19 protein-coding genes and 1 pseudogene are annotated in these 17,072 nt (G+C 61.4%); 10 read left to right on the top strand and 10 right to left on the bottom strand.

Features of this window, described 5'->3' with window-relative positions; translation table 11 throughout:
• Positions 1–92: 92 nt before the first annotated feature.
• Together HX783_RS10245 and HX783_RS10250 are read left to right on the top strand one after the other, a co-directional pair.
• Positions 93–644, top strand: a complete 552-nt coding sequence (locus HX783_RS10245) for a cytochrome c oxidase assembly protein (RefSeq protein ID WP_177016811.1) — start codon at positions 93–95, stop codon at positions 642–644.
• A gap of 35 nt (positions 645–679) precedes the next feature.
• Entirely contained in the window at positions 680–1,567 is an 888-nt protein-coding gene (locus tag HX783_RS10250) for a cytochrome c oxidase subunit 3 (RefSeq protein ID WP_177016812.1), read from the top strand.
• A 6-nt stretch (positions 1,568–1,573) separates the two neighbouring features.
• Here the strand turns inward: HX783_RS10250 and HX783_RS10255 are convergent, their stop codons facing one another.
• Positions 1,574–1,777 (bottom strand): twin transmembrane helix small protein, encoded by a 204-nt coding sequence (locus HX783_RS10255; RefSeq protein WP_016969525.1) that lies wholly within the window; start codon positions 1,775–1,777, stop codon positions 1,574–1,576.
• Between the two features lie 43 nt (positions 1,778–1,820).
• On the opposite strand from HX783_RS10255, the gene HX783_RS10260 reads away from it, so the two are divergent.
• From HX783_RS10260 to HX783_RS10285, 6 genes and pseudogenes are all read left to right on the top strand, one after another.
• Positions 1,821–2,585, top strand: a complete 765-nt coding sequence (locus tag HX783_RS10260; RefSeq protein WP_177016813.1) for an SURF1 family protein — start codon at positions 1,821–1,823, stop codon at positions 2,583–2,585.
• Complete coding sequence (locus HX783_RS10265) at positions 2,551–3,135, top strand: hypothetical protein (protein WP_177016814.1); 585 nt, start codon at positions 2,551–2,553, stop codon at positions 3,133–3,135. Before HX783_RS10260 ends, HX783_RS10265 begins: the two co-directional genes overlap by 35 nt.
• 10 nt (positions 3,136–3,145) lie before the next feature.
• Positions 3,146–4,225 (top strand): heme A synthase, encoded by a 1,080-nt coding sequence (locus HX783_RS10270; RefSeq protein WP_159953501.1) that lies wholly within the window; start codon positions 3,146–3,148, stop codon positions 4,223–4,225.
• Positions 4,213–5,112: a heme o synthase gene (gene cyoE, locus HX783_RS10275; protein ID WP_177016815.1), complete on the top strand. Its 900-nt coding sequence runs from the start codon at positions 4,213–4,215 to the stop codon at positions 5,110–5,112. The genes HX783_RS10270 and cyoE overlap by 13 nt, the downstream gene beginning before the upstream one ends.
• A complete protein-coding gene (locus HX783_RS10280; RefSeq protein ID WP_159953503.1) occupies positions 5,109–5,744 on the top strand; it encodes an SCO family protein in 636 nt (211 codons plus the stop codon). Before cyoE ends, HX783_RS10280 begins: the two co-directional genes overlap by 4 nt.
• A 442-nt stretch (positions 5,745–6,186) precedes the next feature.
• Positions 6,187–6,513 (top strand): annotated as a pseudogene (locus tag HX783_RS10285) (Bro-N domain-containing protein); the annotation flags it as partial.
• Positions 6,514–6,825: 312 nt separating this feature from the next.
• Here the strand turns inward: HX783_RS10285 and HX783_RS10290 are convergent.
• The 3 genes from HX783_RS10290 to HX783_RS10300 are packed head-to-tail and all read right to left on the bottom strand — an operon-like array spanning position 6,826 to position 9,328.
• The gene (locus HX783_RS10290; protein ID WP_177016817.1) at positions 6,826–7,596 is read right to left on the bottom strand and encodes a MetQ/NlpA family ABC transporter substrate-binding protein; all 771 of its coding nucleotides are present in this window, start codon (positions 7,594–7,596) and stop codon (positions 6,826–6,828) included.
• Between the two features lie 50 nt (positions 7,597–7,646).
• Positions 7,647–8,321, bottom strand: coding sequence for a methionine ABC transporter permease (locus tag HX783_RS10295; protein WP_159953507.1), 675 nt, complete (start codon positions 8,319–8,321; stop codon positions 7,647–7,649).
• A complete protein-coding gene (locus HX783_RS10300) occupies positions 8,321–9,328 on the bottom strand; it encodes a methionine ABC transporter ATP-binding protein (protein ID WP_159953508.1) in 1,008 nt (335 codons plus the stop codon). The genes HX783_RS10295 and HX783_RS10300 overlap by 1 nt, the downstream gene beginning before the upstream one ends.
• Before the next feature lie 244 nt (positions 9,329–9,572).
• On the opposite strand from HX783_RS10300, the gene katE reads away from it, so the two are divergent.
• On the top strand, positions 9,573–11,735 hold the full coding sequence (gene katE, locus HX783_RS10305; protein WP_256347141.1) for a catalase HPII: 2,163 nt from the start codon (positions 9,573–9,575) through the stop codon (positions 11,733–11,735).
• A 100-nt stretch (positions 11,736–11,835) separates the two neighbouring features.
• On the opposite strand, the gene HX783_RS10310 is transcribed toward katE, so the two are convergent.
• From HX783_RS10310 to zur, 4 genes are read right to left on the bottom strand one after another with little or no spacing between them, the layout of a single operon-like run.
• On the bottom strand, positions 11,836–12,555 hold the full coding sequence (locus HX783_RS10310) for a PA5502 family lipoprotein (RefSeq protein ID WP_177016819.1): 720 nt from the start codon (positions 12,553–12,555) through the stop codon (positions 11,836–11,838).
• 37 nt (positions 12,556–12,592) lie between these two features.
• On the bottom strand, positions 12,593–13,381 hold the full coding sequence (gene znuB, locus HX783_RS10315) for a zinc ABC transporter permease subunit ZnuB (RefSeq protein WP_017139100.1): 789 nt from the start codon (positions 13,379–13,381) through the stop codon (positions 12,593–12,595).
• Entirely contained in the window at positions 13,374–14,159 is a 786-nt protein-coding gene (gene znuC, locus HX783_RS10320) for a zinc ABC transporter ATP-binding protein ZnuC (RefSeq protein WP_177016820.1), read from the bottom strand. The genes znuB and znuC overlap by 8 nt, the downstream gene beginning before the upstream one ends.
• On the bottom strand, positions 14,159–14,641 hold the full coding sequence (gene zur, locus HX783_RS10325; protein ID WP_371317669.1) for a zinc uptake transcriptional repressor Zur: 483 nt from the start codon (positions 14,639–14,641) through the stop codon (positions 14,159–14,161). The genes znuC and zur overlap by 1 nt, the downstream gene beginning before the upstream one ends.
• Positions 14,642–14,699: 58 nt before the next feature.
• Here zur and HX783_RS10330 point away from each other — a divergent pair, with 58 nt between their 5' ends.
• Positions 14,700–15,629, top strand: coding sequence for a metal ABC transporter solute-binding protein, Zn/Mn family (locus HX783_RS10330; RefSeq protein ID WP_177016821.1), 930 nt, complete (start codon positions 14,700–14,702; stop codon positions 15,627–15,629).
• 125 nt (positions 15,630–15,754) lie between these two features.
• Here HX783_RS10330 and HX783_RS10335 read toward each other — a convergent pair whose 3' ends face one another.
• Both HX783_RS10335 and HX783_RS10340 read right to left on the bottom strand, forming a co-directional pair.
• Positions 15,755–16,708 carry a homoserine kinase gene (locus HX783_RS10335; RefSeq protein WP_159953515.1) on the bottom strand — a complete coding sequence of 318 codons (954 nt, stop codon included), beginning with the start codon at positions 16,706–16,708 and terminating at the stop codon, positions 15,755–15,757.
• Between the two features lie 56 nt (positions 16,709–16,764).
• Positions 16,765–17,055: a DUF2782 domain-containing protein gene (locus HX783_RS10340; RefSeq protein WP_083355922.1), complete on the bottom strand. Its 291-nt coding sequence runs from the start codon at positions 17,053–17,055 to the stop codon at positions 16,765–16,767.
• Positions 17,056–17,072: the final 17 nt, after the last annotated feature.

Below are 17,072 nucleotides of genomic sequence, written 5' to 3' on the forward strand. Positions count from 1 at the left end.
CGGTGTGTCAGTCGCCGCAGAGGGTGCCTGGCCTACCGCATTCGCGAGCAAGCCCGCTCCCACATTGACCGCGTTCGGCTCAGGTGATCGCCATGCTTGAATCCATCCCGATCAAGCGCCTCGTCACCCGCCTGCTGATCCTGGTGGTGGCCATGTTCGCCTTCGGTTTCGCCCTGGTGCCGATCTACGACGTGATGTGCAAGGCCTTCGGCATCAACGGCAAGACTGCCGGCCAGTACGAGGGCGAGCAAATCGTCGACCCTACGCGCCAGGTGCGCGTGCAGTTCCTGTCGACCAATGCCATCGACATGGTCTGGGAATTTCACTCCAAGGCTGACGAAGTGGTGGTCAACCCCGGCGCGGTCACCGAGATGCTGTTTGTGGCCTACAACCCCACCGACAAGGCCATGACCGCCCAGGCGGTGCCGAGTATTTCTCCGGCCGAGGCGGCGATGTATTTCCACAAGACCGAATGTTTTTGCTTCACCCAGCAAGTGCTGCAGCCAGGTCAGCGCATCGAAATGCCGGTGCGTTTTATCGTCGACCGCGACATGCCCAAGGATGTGAAGCATTTGACCCTGGCGTACACGCTGTTTGATATCACTGCGCGCCAACCGCCGGTGGCCGTCCGTACCGGCGGCTAGCTACTGTTTGCCCCCTCAATCAGGAGAGCGAATACATGTCGTCTCATGATACGTACTACGTACCAGCGCAAAGCAAATGGCCAATAATTGCGACCTTTGGCATGTTGATCACCGTGTACGGCCTGGCCGTGTGGTTCAACGATCTGAAGGCGGCGCGCCCGGAATCCCACGGCCCGTGGATCTTTTTCGTCGGCGGCCTGCTATTGGCCTACATGCTGTTCGGCTGGTTCGGCGCCGTAATCAAGGAAAGTCGCGCAGGTTTGTACAGCCCGCAGATGGACCGCTCGTTTCGCTGGGGCATGACCTGGTTCATCTTTTCCGAGGTGATGTTCTTCGTCGCATTCTTCGGCGCGCTGTTTTATGTGCGGCACATGTCCGGCCCATGGTTGGGCGGTGAAGGGCACAAGGGCATCGCGCACATGCTGTGGCCGAATTTTCAGTTCACCTGGCCGCTGCTCAACAACCCCGACCCAAAAATGTACCCGCCGCCGGAAGGCACCATCAGCCCGTGGGGCTTGCCGCTGATCAACACGATCTTGCTGGTCAGCTCCAGCGTGACCATCACCATCGCCCACCACTCCTTGCGCAAAGGCCATCGCGGCGCGCTGAAAATCTGGCTGGCGCTGACGGTGCTGCTGGGGTGGGCGTTCCTGGCCTTCCAGGCCGAGGAGTACATGCACGCCTACAAAGAGCTGGGCCTGACCCTCGGTTCGGGCGTGTACGGCGCGACGTTCTTCATGCTCACCGGTTTCCACGGCGCGCACGTGACCATCGGCACGATCATTCTGTTTGTGATGCTGATGCGCATCCTGCGCGGGCATTTCAATGCCGAGCACCAGTTTGGCTTCGAAGCCGCCAGTTGGTATTGGCACTTTGTGGATGTGGTGTGGATCGGCCTGTTTTTCTTCGTTTACGTGCTGTGAGGTGCGTTACCACGGCGCATGAGACACCAGCTGGCCGCTGAAAAAGCCCCAGGCGATCAAGCCCACGGTGATCGCGGCGAGCACCACGCGCACGGTCAAGGCAGTGACGAGGCGGTTGGAGTTGCCCTCGTCCTTGACCAGAAAGAACAAGCCACTGAACAGGCTCACGACAGTCGCGATCAGCATCAGGGCAATAGCAGCTTTGAGCATGGTCAGGTTCCATTCGGATGAGCGGGCAATGAAAAGGCGGGCAATGAAAACAAGTATAGCCAGCGCCATAAAAGACTTTCGCCCAGGGCTCGCACCCACGTTGGTGGTGCTGGTGCTGCTGCCGTTGATGGTCGGCCTGGGGTTCTGGCAACTGTCGCGCGGCCATGAAAAACAGCTGCTGGTGGACAGCTACGCCGAGCGGCGGGTGGCCGAGCCCATCGACAGCGTGCAACTCAATGACATGGCCGACCCGGCCTTTCGCCGCGTGCGCCTGCGCGGCCAATTCGACGCCGAACACAGCGTGTTGCTCGACAACCGCATGCGTGATGGCAAGGCCGGTGTCGAGTTGCTGCAACCTTTCCATGACCAGGCCAGCGGCCAGTGGCTGTTGCTCAATCGCGGCTGGCTGCCGTGGCCGGACCGTCGCACGCCGCCGGTCTTCACCACACCCGATCAACCGTTGAACCTCGACGCCTGGGTGTACGTCGCCCCCGGCGAAACCTTCCAGCTGCACGCCGACCCGGCCACCACGCATTGGCCGCGCTTGCTCACCGCCCTGCACCCCGCCGCCCTCTGGACCGAATTGGGCCGCAGCGGTTTTGCCTATGAATTGCGCGCCGAGCCCGGCCCCGGCACGTACGACACCACGTGGCCGGTGGTCGCCATGGGCCCGGAAAAACACTTGGGCTACGCCGTGCAGTGGTTCGCCATGGCGTTGGCGCTGCTGGCGCTTTACCTCTACCTCGGATGGCACAACAACAAGGAGAAGTCCCATGGGAACGGCCATGAATCCACCCAGCACGTCTGAGGCGCCCGACCGGCGCAAAGGCCGCTGGCAGCTGATCCTGATCCTGATGATGGTGATCGGCCCGATGGCGTTGGCCACGTTCATGTACAAGCTGCAGTTCTGGGTGCCGGACAGCCGCAGCTACCACGGCGAACTGATCGGCAATGGCCAGACCCGCGCCGACATCGGCGTGCAGACCGAGGAAGACCGCTGGCAGTTGCTGGTCACCGCGCCCACCGCCTGCGCCGCCGAGTGCCAGCAGTTGGTGTACCTGGCGCGCCAACTGCAAATCAGCCTGGGCCGCGATGCGTCCCGCGCCAGTCATGCCCTGGCCAGCGCGCAGCCGGTGAGTACGGAATACGAGGCCAAGCTCAAAGCCGAATACCCGCAGCTGCAACGCTACCCGCTGGACCTGTCGACCTTTACCAAAGACGCCGCCGCGCCCGGTGATGCGCAACTGTGGATCGTCGACCCGCACGGCAACCTGGTGCTGCGCTACGACGCCAAGGTCAAGGGCAAAGACTTGCTCAACGACCTGCGCCTGCTGCTGAAACTGTCGAACATCGGATAAGGGCATCGTCATGGCCAAACCTGGATTTCGCCTCGCGTTGTTTGCCACCTTGCTGGCGCTGATCGTTGTGCTGCTGGGCGCCTATACGCGCCTGACCCACGCGGGGCTGGGTTGCCCGGACTGGCCGGGCTGCTACGGCTTTATCAGCGTGCCGCAAAGCGAAGCCCAGTTGGCCCACGCCGAGCTGCATTTTCCCGACACGCCGGTGGAGGCTGACAAGGGTTGGGCCGAGATGACCCATCGCTACTTTGCCGGCACCCTGGGTTTGCTGATTGTGTTGCTGGCGGCGCGTTCGTGGAGCCATCGGCGGGATCCGGGCCAGCCGGTGAAACTGCCGCTGTTTGTGTTGGCGGTGGTGTTTGCCCAGGCAGCTTTCGGTATGTGGACGGTGACCTTGAAGCTGTGGCCGCAAGTGGTCACGGGCCATCTGCTCGGTGGTTTTGCCACCTTGAGCCTGCTGTTTCTGCTGACCTTGCGCCTGTCCGGCGTGCTGCCGGCGTTGATTGTGCCCAGGCGCCTGCAGTATTGGGCGACGGCCGGGTTGGTGCTGGTGATCGGCCAGATCGCGTTGGGCGGTTGGGTCAGTTCCAACTATGCGGCGGTGGCCTGTGTCGACTTGCCTACTTGCCATGGCGAGTGGTGGCCGGCGGCCGACTTCGCCAACGGCTTTCACCTCACCCAGCATATCGGCCCCAATTACCTCGGCGGCCAGCTCGACAGTGAGGCGCGCACCGCCATACATCTCACCCACCGCATCGGCGCAGTATTGGTCACGCTGGTGCTGCTTGGTCTGGCCTGGCAATTGCGCGCAGTGGGCATGACCCGGCTGGCCGGCCTGTTGCTGATCGCCCTGGCGGCGCAAATCAGCCTGGGCGTGAGCAATGTCGCTTTCGGCCTGCCGCTGCCGGTGGCGGTCGGCCATAACGCAGGCGGCGCGGCGTTATTGCTGACGCTGGTGCTGGTCAATTACCACGCGCGTACCAGCCTGGTCCGGGTGCGCAATCAGTTGCCGTTCGGCTGGCGCTTTATTCCACGCAAACACGTTTCGGGCCTCATCACCCTTAAAGGAGAGATGCCATGGCGACCTTGATCGGCGCGCGTCACGATCAAGCGATCTGGCGCGACTACCTGGAGCTGACCAAGCCGAAAGTGGTGGTGCTGATGCTCATCACATCCTTGGTGGGCATGTTCCTCGCGACTCGCGCCGGGGTGCCGTGGGCGGTGCTGATTTTCGGCAACCTGGGCATTGCGCTGTGCGCGGGTGGCGCAGCGGCGGTCAACCATGTGGTGGACCGGCGCATTGATGCGGTGATGGCGCGTACGCATAAACGGCCCATGGCAGAAGGGCGCGTATCACCAGTGGCGGCGTTGGCCTTTGCTGTGTTTCTGGCTGTTGCGGGCTTGGCGTTGCTGCTGGCGTTCACTAACCCGTTGGCAGCCTGGCTGACATTGGCCTCGCTGCTCGGTTATGCGGTGATCTACACCGGCTTTCTCAAGCGCGCCACGCCGCAAAATATTGTCATCGGCGGCCTCGCCGGTGCCGCGCCGCCGCTGCTGGGTTGGGTCGCGGTCACCGGGCATGTCAGCGCCGAGCCGTTGCTGCTGGTGCTGATCATCTTCGCATGGACCCCGCCACACTTCTGGGCCCTGGCCATTCATCGCAAGGAGGAATACGCCAAGGCCGACATCCCGATGCTGCCGGTCACCCATGGCGAGCACTACACCAAGGTGCATATCCTGCTCTATACCTTCGCGCTGCTGGCGGTGAGCCTGATGCCGTATGTGATCCACATGAGCGGCCTGCTGTACCTGGCCTGTGCGCTGGTATTGGGCGCACGCTTTCTGCAATGGGCCTGGGTGCTGTACCGTGGCAGCCAGCCGCACGCGGCGATCAACACGTTCAAGTACTCTATCTGGTACTTGTTGCTGCTGTTTATCGCCCTGCTCGTAGACCACTACTTACTGTTGAACCTATGACTCGAACTCAAAAAACCGTCTTTATCCTGGTGGCCATCGTCGCGTTGATCATGGGCCTGACCGTTAACAAAGTGCTCAGTGGCAAAGGCCAGGGCGACCCGACCGCGCTGATCGACGCGGGCATCATCCTGCTGCCGCAAAGCCGCCAGCTGCCGCCGGTGACCATGACTAACCAGGAAGGCCAGCCAGTGGTGGTCAACGAGTTGAAAGGCAAGTGGAGCCTGCTGTTCTTCGGCTACACCTTCTGCCCGGACATCTGCCCCACCACCCTCGCCCAGCTGCGCCAGATCAAGAGCGAACTGCCCAAAGAGGCGGTGGATAAGTTGCAGGTGATTCTGGTCAGCGTCGACCCGAACCGCGACACGCCCGCTCAGCTCAAGCAATACCTGGGCTACTTCGACCCGCAATTCGAAGGCCTGACCGGCGCGAATGTGGACGATGTGCAGAAGGTCTCGAATGCGGTGAGCATTCCGTTTATTCCGGCGGATACCAGCAAGCCGAACTACACCGTCGATCACAGCGGCAACCTCGCGCTGATCGGCCCGGACGGGACGCAGCGTGGGTTTATTCGTGCGCCGTTGAATAATCAAAAGCTGGTGGCGCAGTTGCCAGGGTTGTTGCAGCGCAAATAGACCCGTAAGCGCTGATCGTTCCCACGCTCTGCGTGGGAATGCCTCTTGTGACGCTCCGCGTCGCGACCTCAGAAGTGGGACGCAGAGCGTCCCGGGCTGCATTCCCACGCGGAGCGTGGGGACGATCAGTGATCCGTCGTCGGACATTTCCTGCAAGTTGTCGCGCTGTGCGTGAACTTGTTGGGGGCTCTAGGGGTGGATAGGCTTTGCCCTGTCGCTGCAAATTCAGTGACAGGGTGTGGAAGCCCTTATATCGTTAGGCGCACAAAGCGCCACCAAGAGTCAGGCGCTTTTTCTTGTCTGTGTTTTATGGTGGCTGTGCGCGGGGCGCTTTCGAGCGCGCCGGGTGCCTAACGTCCCGGTCTTCCACACCTGCGTACAGCCGCCACCCATTATGTGGAAGTAGTGCTTGGCGGTCCCTTGATACGTTAGGAGCTAGACCATGCAATCACTTACCCCTGATCCACCGATCACACCCAAAGTCTTCACCCGCCACCATCACCAGCTGCACGCCGTGCTGATCGACAGCCAACCCTGGTTCAGCGCCTCCGACATCGGCCACCTGATGGGCCTGCACCTAAACCCTGCGCTACTGCGCAAGCTCGATCCCGACCAACAACACACCTTGCCGCTGATCACTCATGGCCACTGTGCGCCGACGTTGATGGTCAGTGAGTCTGGCGTCTACGCGCTGCTTATCTACCACTACTACCCGGAGAATCGGTGTTTGCGCCAATGGTTGACCCATGAGGTGGTGCCAGCCCTGCGCTGAGAGCAAAAGCCGGTGGCACAGTTGCCGGGTTTGCTACAGCGCACATGATCGTTCCCACGCTCTGCGTGGGAATGCCTCCTGTGACGCTCTGCGTCGCGACCTCAGAAGTGGGACGCAGAGCGTCCCGGGCTGCATTCCCACGCGGAGCGTGGGAACGATCATCCTTCAGGCAATGCAAAGCAAATGTGGGAGCGGGCTTGCCCGCGAAGGCGGAGTGTTAGTCGACTGATAAGTGACTGATCCACCGCTTTCGCGAGCAAGCCCGCTCCCACATTTTTTGATCTTCAGTGTTTTGGAGATCGATTCAGATCAGAACGCCGGCAGAATCGCGCCTTTGTACTTCTCAAGGATGAACGCTTTCACTTCAGGGGTATGCAGGGCTGCAACCAGCTTCTTCACGGCGTCCGAGTCTTTGTTGTCTTCGCGGGTCACCAGGATGTTCACGTAAGGCGAGTCGTTGCCTTCGATCACCAGGGCGTCCTTGGATGGGTCCAGTTTGGCTTCCAGCGCGTAGTTGGTGTTGATCAGCGCCAGGTCGACCTGGGTCAGCACGCGCGGCAGGGTCGCGGCTTCCAGTTCGCGGAACTTCAGGTTTTTCGGGTTGCCGGTGATGTCCTTGATGGTCGACAGGATGTTGGTCGGGTCCTTCAGGGTAATCAGGTTGTGCTTGGCCAGCAGCAACAGCGCGCGGCCGCCGTTGGTGGCGTCGTTCGGGATCACCACGTTGGCGCCATCCGGCAGTTCTTCCAGCTTTTTGTACTTGCTGGAGTAGGCGCCCAGAGGTTCCAGGTGCACGGCGCCGACGCTCACCAGGTGAGTGCCTTTGGCCTTGTTGAACTCATCCAGGTACGGCTGGTGCTGGAAGAAGTTGGCGTCCAGGCGCTTTTCAGCCACCTGTACGTTTGGCTGTACGTAGTCGGTGAAGACTTTGACCTGCAAATCGACGCCTTCTTTGGCGAGTGCAGGCTTCACGAATTCGAGGATTTCCGCGTGCGGCACCGGCGAGGCAGCGACCGTGATGGTTTCGGCGTGGGCGGAAAACGCAGCAACGGCGGCGAAAGCAACCAGTAGTTTTTTCATCCAACAAGCTCCTTGTTCGGGCATGTGCCGGCGGGGGCCGGCAATGGCCGTTATTTTCGAGAAAAGTGCACCACCAGCTTATCGCCGACGGTTTGCAGAATTTGCACCAGGACCAGCAGCATCACCACGGTGACGACCATTACGTCGGTCTGGAAGCGCTGGTAACCGAAACGAATCGCCAGGTCACCCAAGCCTCCGGCGCCGACGACACCGGCCATGGCCGTGTAGGAAACCAGTGTAATCGCCGTCACCGTAATCGCCGCGAAAATGCCGGGGCGTGCTTCTGGCAGCAAGGCGTTGACGATGATCTGACGCGTACTGGCGCCCATCGACTGAGTGGCTTCGATGATGCCGCGGTCCACTTCACGCAGAGCGGTTTCCACCAGGCGCGCGAAGAACGGCGTCGCGCCCACCACCAATGGCGGAATCGCACCGGCCACGCCCAGCGAAGTGCCGGTGATCAGCACCGTGAACGGGATCATCACGATCAGCAGGATGATGAATGGCAGCGAGCGCAGGATGTTCACGATCAGCGACAGCAGCGCGTACAGGCCTTTTTGTTCGAACAATTGGCGCGGGCTGCACAGGAACAGCAGCACGCCCAATGGCAAACCGAGCAGCACGGTAAAGAACAGCGAACCGAACAGCATGGTCATGGTGTCGCCGGTGGCCAGCCAGATCTCGGACCAGTCAATATTGGCGAAGAAACTCAACAGGACTTCCATTAGCGCAGAACCTCCATGTGGACGTCTGCCGCGGTAAAGCGGGCGAAAGCGGCTTCCATGTCCCCACCGGTGACGGCGAGGGTCAGTTGGCCGTAAGGAATATCTTTAATGCGGTCGATACGACCGGCGAGGATGCTGTAGTCCACACCCGTTTCGCGGGCGACGGTGCCCAGCAGCGGCGCGTAGGTCGCTTCGCCCTGGAACGTCAGGCGCACGATACGGCCGGGCACGTGAGCGAAGTCATCACGCTGCTCGCCTTCGTCGACCTGCTCGGCTTCCTGTACGAAGCGCTTGGTGGTCGGGTGCTTGGGGTGCAGGAACACATCGGCCACCGAGCCTTGCTCGACGATCACGCCGGCGTCCATCACCGCGACCTGGTCGCATACGCGGCGGATCACGTCCATTTCATGGGTGATCAGCACGATGGTCAGCTTCAGCTCACGGTTGATCTCGGCCAGCAGTTGCAGCACCGAGGCGGTGGTTTGCGGGTCGAGGGCGCTGGTGGCTTCGTCGCACAGCAGGATTTTTGGCTTGGTCGCCAGGGCGCGGGCGATGCCGACGCGCTGCTTCTGGCCGCCGGACAACTGCGCCGGGTACTTCTTGGCGTGGTCCGACAGGCCGACGCGGGCCAGCAGTTCGGCCACACGCTGGTCGATGGCCTTGCGCGACAATTCGCCGGCCAGGGTCAGCGGCAGCGCCACGTTGTCGGCAACGGTCTTGGAGGCCAGCAGGTTGAAGTGCTGGAAGATCATCCCGACTTGCTGGCGGAAACGGCGCAGGCCGTTGGCGTCCAGCGCGGTGACTTCTTCGCCGTCAACGTTGATCTGGCCACCGCTGGGTTGCTCCAGGCGGTTGATCAGACGCAGCAAGGTACTTTTTCCCGCACCGGAGTGGCCAATCAGGCCGAACACCTGGCCGTTTTCGACACGCAGGCTGGTGGGGTGCAGGGCGGGGATTTCCTTACCGGCGACGCGGTAGGTTTTATGGACGTTATGAAACTCGATCACGTAGCGAACCTTGTGGGGCGCATGGAAAAGGGATCAGCGGTTAGCCGGGCGCGCATTTTAGCCTGTCCGTATAGCGGTATTTAGCATTTATTTCTCATTCAACCAGCGATTTGGCAATAACGCGATCAAAGGTCATAAAAAAGGAACGGTGCAAAACCGTGTCAGTCACTACTTAAGCAACTCAATTTCCCAGGTGCCGTGCCTGGGGTTTTGCTCAAACGAGCCGGGGACCGCTCTGGCCACTTTGAATAAGGAGTTTTGTCTGATGAGTACCAAAAAGCCAGCTACCCCGCCGAAGAGTGAACTCGCGGGCACCGACACCCTGGACCGTGGCAACACCAACGCCAAGCTGCAGGCGCTGGAGGAGTTTCGTTCAGACGCTACCGGCCAGGCGCTGCGCACCAATCAGGGCGTGAAGATTTCCGACAACCAGAACACCCTGAAAGTCGGCGCCCGTGGCCCATCGCTGCTGGAAGACTTCATCATGCGTGAAAAAATCACGCACTTTGACCATGAGCGTATCCCGGAGCGCATCGTGCATGCCCGTGGCACTGGCGCCCATGGCTATTTCCAGACCTATGAGAACCATTCGGCGCTGAGCAAGGCCGGTTTCCTGCGTAACCCCGAGCATAAAACCCCGGTGTTCGTGCGCTTCTCCACCGTGCAAGGTCCGCGTGGGTCGGGCGATACGGTGCGTGACGTGCGTGGTTTTGCCGTGAAGTTCTTCACCGACGAAGGCAACTTCGACTTGGTGGGCAACAATATGCCGGTGTTTTTCATTCAGGATGCGATCAAGTTTCCCGACTTCGTGCACGCAGTAAAACCTGAGCCGCATAACGAGATTCCTACGGGCGGCTCGGCCCATGACACGTTCTGGGATTTCGTCTCGCTGCAGCCGGAATCGGCGCACATGGTGCTGTGGGCAATGTCCGACCGTGCCATCCCCAAAAGCCTGCGCGCCATGCAGGGCTTTGGCATCCACACCTTCCGCTTGATCAATACCGAAGGTAAGTCGAGCTTCGTGAAATTCCACTGGCACCCGAAAGTCGGCACCTGCTCGCTGGTGTGGGACGAAGCGCAAAAGCTCGCCGGTAAAGATACCGATTACCACCGTCGCGACTTGTGGGAAGCGATTGAAAGCGGCGATTACCCTGAGTGGGAATTGGGCGTGCAAATCGTCGCGGAGGAAGACGAGCACAAGTTCGACTTCGACCTGCTCGACCCGACCAAGATCATCCCTGAAGAATTGGTGCCGATCACGCCGCTGGGCAAAATGGTGCTGAACCGCAACCCGGACAACTTCTTTGCCGAAGTTGAACAGGTCGCCTTCTGCCCAGGCCATATCGTGCCGGGGATCGACTTCACCAACGACCCGTTGCTGCAAGGCCGTCTGTTTTCCTACACGGATACCCAGATCAGCCGTCTCGGTGGCCCGAACTTTCATGAGCTGCCGATCAACCGGCCGGTCACGCCGTTCCATAACGGCCAGCGCGACGCCCAGCATCGCACCGTGATCGACAAGGGCCGTGCTGCCTACGAGCCGAATTCGATTGATGGCGGTTGGCCGAAAGAAACCCCACCGGCTGCGCAGGATGGTGGTTTCGAGACCTACTACGAGCGTGTCGACGCCAACAAAGTGCGTGAGCGCAGTGAGTCGTTTGGCGATCACTTCTCCCAGGCCACGCTGTTTTTTAACAGCATGAGCCACCACGAGAAAGAGCACATCATCGCGGCCTACAGCTTCGAGTTGGGCAAGGTGGAGCGTGAGTTTATTCGCGCCCGTCAGGTCAACGAAATTCTGGCCAATATCGACTTGGAGCTGGCCAAGCGCGTTGCGCAGAACCTCGGCCTGCCTGCACCGACCAAAGGTACGGTGCCGCCGCGTAAGACCTCGCTCAAAGAGTCGCCGGCATTGAGCCAGGTGAACCTGCTGTCGGGCGATATCAAAACGCGCAAAGTTGCGATTCTTGCGGCTAACGGCGTCGATGGTGCAGCGATTGATGCGTTGAAGAAGGCGCTGGAAGCTGAGGGCGCACACGCCAAGCTGCTGGGGCCGACGTCGGCGCCGGTGACCACGGCCGACGGCAAGAGCCTGAAAGTGGACGCGTCGATGGAAGGCATGCCGTCGATTGCGTTTGATGCGGTGTTCGTACCGGGTGGCGCCAAGTCGGTGCAGGCTTTGAGTGGCGACGGTGTGGCGTTGCACTTCCTGTTGGAGGCGTACAAGCACCTGAAGGCGATCACGGTTGCCAGTGATGCCAAGCCATTGTTGGATCTGCTGAAACTTGAGGCGGATGCGGGGCTGATCGTGGGGTCGGATGCGAAGGCGTTTAAGGCGTTCTTTGCGGCGATTGCGCAGCATCGGGTTTGGGATCGGGAGCCGAAGGCTAAGGCTATTCCGGCTTAAGCTTTTGGTTGACTGTTAGACCGCTATCGCGGGCAAGCCCGCTCCCACATTTTGAACTGTGAATACATTCAAGTGTGGGAGCGGGCTTGCCCGCGATGCTTTATTGCGACTTGCGCGGAATCAAAACAACCTGCGCCGGGATGCGTTTCACAATCTGCCGGTGAATCTTCAGGTCATACCCCGAATCAATTCGCTTCACCCGTTTGGTCAGCAATGTGGCCAGCCACGGGTAATCCTGCGTGCGCGGCGCCTGGATGGTCACATCGCACTGGTAATTCACCACATCGGTGGCGATCGCGTCCAGTTGATGGCGAAGTTCTTCAATATCGGTGAGGTTCAGTGCCACTGTGGTGCTTTCGGCCGCGGGGTCGATGACCTTGGCGGCAGGCTTGGCTTCGGCGGCTTTCAAGGCGGCTTCGGCTTTGTCCAACTCGGCTTTACGCGCATGGCTGATGGCACTGTTGACGCCGCCGGTCAGCGCGGGAGCCTTGGGCATGAGGGCGCGGGCACGGCTCAGTGCGGTGGCGGCGGCGTTGACGTCACCCTTTTGCAGCACGATCTGGCTGCGCTGCAGGTAGGCTTCGGCCAACTGGCGCTGGTAAGTTTCCAGGGCTGGGTCGTTGGGCGATTGGGCCTGCAAGGCGGCCAGTTCGTCTTCGGCGGTGGCCAGCTCACTGCTGGCCAGGTTTTGCTCCAGCTGCGCGATGGCCGCAGCGCGTGCGTCCGGTACCTGAGGGGCAGCGGGCGGTGTGCTTTGACAGGCGCCCAGCAGCAGGGAAAATGCGGCAAGGAGCAGATAACGGGCGTTGAACAGCTTCATTCCTGCGACTCTCTATTTGCGCAAAAAGCGAGCAAGTCTACACCCCTCGACGGGGCAGGACAAAACTCAGCAGAAAGAGGGCGGCCGCCGTGACTACAATCGACGGACCGGCCGGTGTGTCCTTGAACCACGACAGCGCCAGGCCCCCGCACACTGCAAGCATGCCCAACAGGCTGGCGCCGATCGCCATTTGCTCGGGTGACCGGGCGTGGCGCTGGGCGGCGGCTGCGGGAATGATCAGCAGTGACGTGATCAACAATACGCCGACAATCTTCATCGCGACAGCAATCACCACGGCGATCAACAGCATCAGGGTCATGCGCAGCGCTGGCACGGGCAGGCCTTCTACCGTGGCCAGCTCTTCGTGCACGGTGATTGCCAGCAGCGGACGCCACAGGGCCACCAGCAAGACCAGCACCGCGGCGCTGCCGCCGAGGATCCAGGCCAGGTCGGTAGGGCTGATCGCCAGCAAGTCGCCGAACAGGTAAGCCATCAGGTCGATGCGCACTTCATGCATGAAGCTCAGCACCACCAGCCCGAGGGACAAGGTGCTCGGCGCCAGAATGCCGAGCAATGTGTCGGACGCCAGCGGCTGGCGCTGTTGCAGGGTTACCAGCAGCACCGCGAGCAGCAGGCAGCCGACGGTGACGGCGATGGTCGGGCTGACATCGAGCAAAAAGCCCATGGCCACGCCCAACAGCGCGGCGTGCGACAACGTGTCGCCGAAATAGGCCATGCGCCGCCAGACCACGAACGAGCCCAACGGGCCCGCCACCAGTGCCAAAGCCAAGCCTGCCAGCAGGGCGTAGAGCAGAAAATCAGCCATGCTTGCAGCTATCTCCATGGACGTGGGCGTGAGGTGTGGTTGGATCGTCGACCACAGCGCCATGCAAATCGTGGGCGTGGTCGTGATGGTGGTGATAGATCGCCAGGCTCTGGGCATTCTTGCCGAACAGCTCGACGAACGCCGGGTCGCCGCTAACCTGTTCCGGGTGGCCGGAGCAGCAGACGTGGCGGTTGAGGCACACCACTTGGTCGGTGGTGCTCATGACCAGGTGCAAATCGTGGGAAACCATCAGCACGCCGCAGCCATGGCGGTCGCGCAGGCGGGTGATCAGGCTGTACAGCTCGGCCTGGCCGGCGACATCGACGCCTTGCACGGGCTCATCGAGCACCAGCAATTCAGGCTCGCGCAGCAAGGCGCGGGCCAGCAGCACGCGCTGCATTTCACCGCCGGAGATGCTCTGCACCGGGCTGTCGATCACCTGTTCGGCGCCGACTTCCTTGAGTGCGGCCTGGGCGCGGGCGCGGTCTACACCGGGCACCAGGCGCAAAAAACGCAGCACGGACAGTGGCAGGGTCGGGTCCACATGCAGCTTTTGCGGCATGTAGCCGACGCGCAGCCTGGGCTTGCGCCATACACTGCCGGTGTCGGGCTTGAGCAGGCCGAGCACGGCGCGCACCAAGGTGGTCTTGCCGGCGCCGTTGGGGCCGATCAGCGTGACGATCTGCCCAGGTTCCACGCTCAGTGCGATGTTATCCAGCACGTTTTGCCCGGCGAACGTGACCCCGACCTGCTCCAGGCGGATTAACGCGTTGCTCATCAAGCCCCCTGGCAACCCGAGCAGAGCCCGACCACTTCGACGGTTTGCCCTTCGACCCGGAAGCCGACCTCGGCGGAACTCTTGATGATGGCGTCGCTGATGCTTTTTTGTTCAAGCTCGATGGCGGCGTGGCACTCGCGGCAGATCAGGAACTGGCCCTGGTGCGCGTGTTCCGGGTGGTTGCAGCCGACAAAGGCATTGAGTGAGGCGATGCGGTGCACCAGGCCGTTTTCCAGCAGGAAATCCAGCGCGCGGTATACCGTGGGCGGTGCGGCGCGGCGGCCATCCTGCTCGCTGAGCACGCCGAGAATGTCGTAGGCGCCCAGTGGCTTGTGGCTCTGCCACACCAATTCCAGCACCCGGCGACGCAGCGCGGTCAGGCGCAGGCCTTGACGGGTGCACAGGGTGTCGGCCTCTGACAGCGCGGTATGTACGCAGTGAGAGTGGTCGTGGGGACGGCTGGCAAGCGGTGTTTTAGGCATGAGCGGCGACAGACATTTGATAGAGACGTTATTATGTTACCCGTTCCTACGCCATTGAGTGGTCATCGTGTCCCGACTTTTTCCCGTTTTTGTCGTATTTGTCACCAGTTTGTTCATCGCCGGGGCGGCTCAGGCCGAGGTCAAAGTGCTGACCAGCATCAAGCCGCTGCAGTTGATCGCCGCGGCGGTACAGGACGGCGTGGCCATTCCGGAGGTGTTGTTGCCGCCCGGCGCTTCGCCGCACAACTATGCCCTGCGACCATCCGACGTACGGCGCGTGCAGTCGGTGGACCTGCTGTATTGGATCGGCCCGGACATGGAGAGCTTCCTGCCGCGCGTGCTCAAGGGGCGTAGCCTGCCGACCGTGGCCGTACAAGACCTGCCGGGGATGAAGCTGCGTCGTTTCGCCGAAGATAGCCACTCGCACGCCGATGATGCTGACGAACATGACCACGATCACCGCCCAGGCAGCCTGGATGCGCACTTGTGGCTCTCGACGGTCAACGCGCGCGTGATCGCTGCGCGCATGGCGGCTGACCTCAGCACTGCCGACCCGGCCAATGCGGCGCGGTATCAAAGCAACGTGAAGGCGTTCGATGAGCGCCTGGACGCGTTGGATGCCCGGTTGAAAGCGCGTCTGGCGAAGGTGGGCGATAAGCCTTACTTCGTGTTCCACGAAGCCTTTGATTACTTCGAAGACGCTTACGGACTCAAGCACACCGGCGTGTTCAGCGTCGCCGCAGAAGTGCAGCCAGGCGCCCAGCATGTGGCGGCGATGCGCACGCGGTTGCAGGAAGTGGGTAAGACCTGTGTGTTCAGCGAGCCGCCATTGCGCCCACGTTTGGCCGAAACCCTGGTGGCCGGGTTGCCGGTGAAGCTGGCGGAACTGGACGCGTTGGGCGGTTACACCCCGGCGACGGCGCAGGGTTATGAGCAGGTGCTGGAGAAGTTGGGGAGCGACTTGGCTGGATGTCTGGAGTCGCTCTAACCATCACCGCATAACCGATGTGGGAGCTGGCTTGTGTGGGAGCGGGCTTGCTCGCGAAGGCGGTGTGTCAGTAAATACATCTTTAACTGATATACCGCCTTCGCGAGCAAGCCCGCTCCCACATTTTAGAGTGCGAACGGCAGGTGGACAGTCACTTGCTGACGCTGCGCCAGCCGATGCTCGAACTCGGCCGGGTCATGAATCAGCACATCCTGCCCGGCAAACGATTCAGCGGCGATCAGCCGCGACAGCCAGAACCGCACACACGCCACCCGCAGCATAGTCGGCCACAGCTCGGCTTCCTTCGCCGTAAATGGTCGCAGGCCCGCGTACGCACCCAGCAGCGCCCGAGCGCGTTGCCCATCGATCACGCCATCCGCGTCCGAACACCAGTCATTCAAAGCGATCGCCACGTCGTACAGCATCGGGCCCGAGCAGGCGTTGTAAAAGTCGATCAGCCCGGTCAGGTGCGTGCCTTCGAACATCGCGTTGTCGCGGAACAGGTCGGCGTGAACGTTGGCGCGCGGCAGTGCGAGGATCTCGGCTTTGTGGGCTTCGATCTCGGTCAGCGCGTCTTGCAGCAGGTGTTGCTGGGCGTCGTTGAGGTGCGAAATCAGCTGCGCACCTTCGGTGAGCATCCAGTCCAGCCCGCGATCCGTCTTGCGTTCCAGCACTTTCTCGCCTTGAGTGGCCAGGTGCAGATGGCCGAGCAGGTCGCCGACCTGGGCGCAATGCTGCGCGTTGGCGTCTTTGATGTGCTTGCCGGCCAGGCGTGGTTGCAGCAGCGCCGGTTTGCCCTTCAGCTCGCGAAGGGCTTCGCCGTCGGTGGTGCGCAGCGCGTAAGGCACGGGCAGGTCGGCGTCGTGGAGCACGTCGAGCAGCTCGATGAAGAACGGCATTTCTGCAACCGGGCCGCGCTCAACCAGGGTCAGGACGAATTCGCCCTGTTCCAGGCTGATAAAAAAATTGGTGTTTTCGCTACCGGCGGCAATCCCCTGGAAATCAAGCAGGCGGCCGAGCCCGTAAGGGGCGAGAAAGGTTTCCAGCTCGGGCCGAGCCAGCGGGGTGAACACAGACATGGTTAAAACTGCCAGTACGGGCGCCGCGATGGGCGGCGCCAATTTAAGTTAAGAAATCATTTCCATTCGAAGATCTTCCATGACGGGATCAGCATATCCGGCTGGTCAGAACGGATGAAGTTCGCATCGGTTCCGTCCGCGCGCACCAGGAAATACGGTGGCGCGCCCTTTACGGTGACCTTGATTGCGTACAGGAAACCGTTTTGGCGGTACTCCTGGATGGTTCTGTCACCTTCGGTGCGGATCGTGACTTCCGGGTCTCCCGAGGGCGCGCTGTCAGCTGCCGTGGCGGCCAGCGGCAAGAACGCAATCAAGCCGGTCAACAACAGGCGATTTACTGTACGCATGATAACCTTGTCCCTTT

It is taken from the genome of Pseudomonas sp. D2002, assembly GCF_013385735.1.
Lineage (GTDB): Bacteria > Pseudomonadota > Gammaproteobacteria > Pseudomonadales > Pseudomonadaceae > Aquipseudomonas.

Coding starts and splice junctions, on each gene's coding strand:
- HX783_RS10245 (WP_177016811.1), top strand. CDS start 93: ATGCTTGAATCCATCCCGATCAAGCGCCTCGTCACCCGCCTGCTGATC.
- HX783_RS10290 (WP_177016817.1), bottom strand. CDS start 7,596: ATGAAAAAACTACTGGTTGCTTTCGCCGCCGTTGCTGCGTTTTCCGCC.
- HX783_RS10250 (WP_177016812.1), top strand. CDS start 680: ATGTCGTCTCATGATACGTACTACGTACCAGCGCAAAGCAAATGGCCA.
- HX783_RS10270 (WP_159953501.1), top strand. CDS start 3,146: ATGGCCAAACCTGGATTTCGCCTCGCGTTGTTTGCCACCTTGCTGGCG.
- HX783_RS10340 (WP_083355922.1), bottom strand. CDS start 17,055: ATGCGTACAGTAAATCGCCTGTTGTTGACCGGCTTGATTGCGTTCTTG.
- zur (WP_371317669.1), bottom strand. CDS start 14,641: ATGCCTAAAACACCGCTTGCCAGCCGTCCCCACGACCACTCTCACTGC.
- znuC (WP_177016820.1), bottom strand. CDS start 14,159: ATGAGCAACGCGTTAATCCGCCTGGAGCAGGTCGGGGTCACGTTCGCC.
- HX783_RS10310 (WP_177016819.1), bottom strand. CDS start 12,555: ATGAAGCTGTTCAACGCCCGTTATCTGCTCCTTGCCGCATTTTCCCTG.
- znuB (WP_017139100.1), bottom strand. CDS start 13,381: ATGGCTGATTTTCTGCTCTACGCCCTGCTGGCAGGCTTGGCTTTGGCA.
- HX783_RS10260 (WP_177016813.1), top strand. CDS start 1,821: ATGAAAACAAGTATAGCCAGCGCCATAAAAGACTTTCGCCCAGGGCTC.
- HX783_RS10335 (WP_159953515.1), bottom strand. CDS start 16,708: ATGTCTGTGTTCACCCCGCTGGCTCGGCCCGAGCTGGAAACCTTTCTC.
- HX783_RS10265 (WP_177016814.1), top strand. CDS start 2,551: ATGGGAACGGCCATGAATCCACCCAGCACGTCTGAGGCGCCCGACCGG.
- HX783_RS10255 (WP_016969525.1), bottom strand. CDS start 1,777: ATGCTCAAAGCTGCTATTGCCCTGATGCTGATCGCGACTGTCGTGAGC.
- HX783_RS10280 (WP_159953503.1), top strand. CDS start 5,109: ATGACTCGAACTCAAAAAACCGTCTTTATCCTGGTGGCCATCGTCGCG.
- HX783_RS10295 (WP_159953507.1), bottom strand. CDS start 8,321: ATGGAAGTCCTGTTGAGTTTCTTCGCCAATATTGACTGGTCCGAGATC.
- cyoE (WP_177016815.1), top strand. CDS start 4,213: ATGGCGACCTTGATCGGCGCGCGTCACGATCAAGCGATCTGGCGCGAC.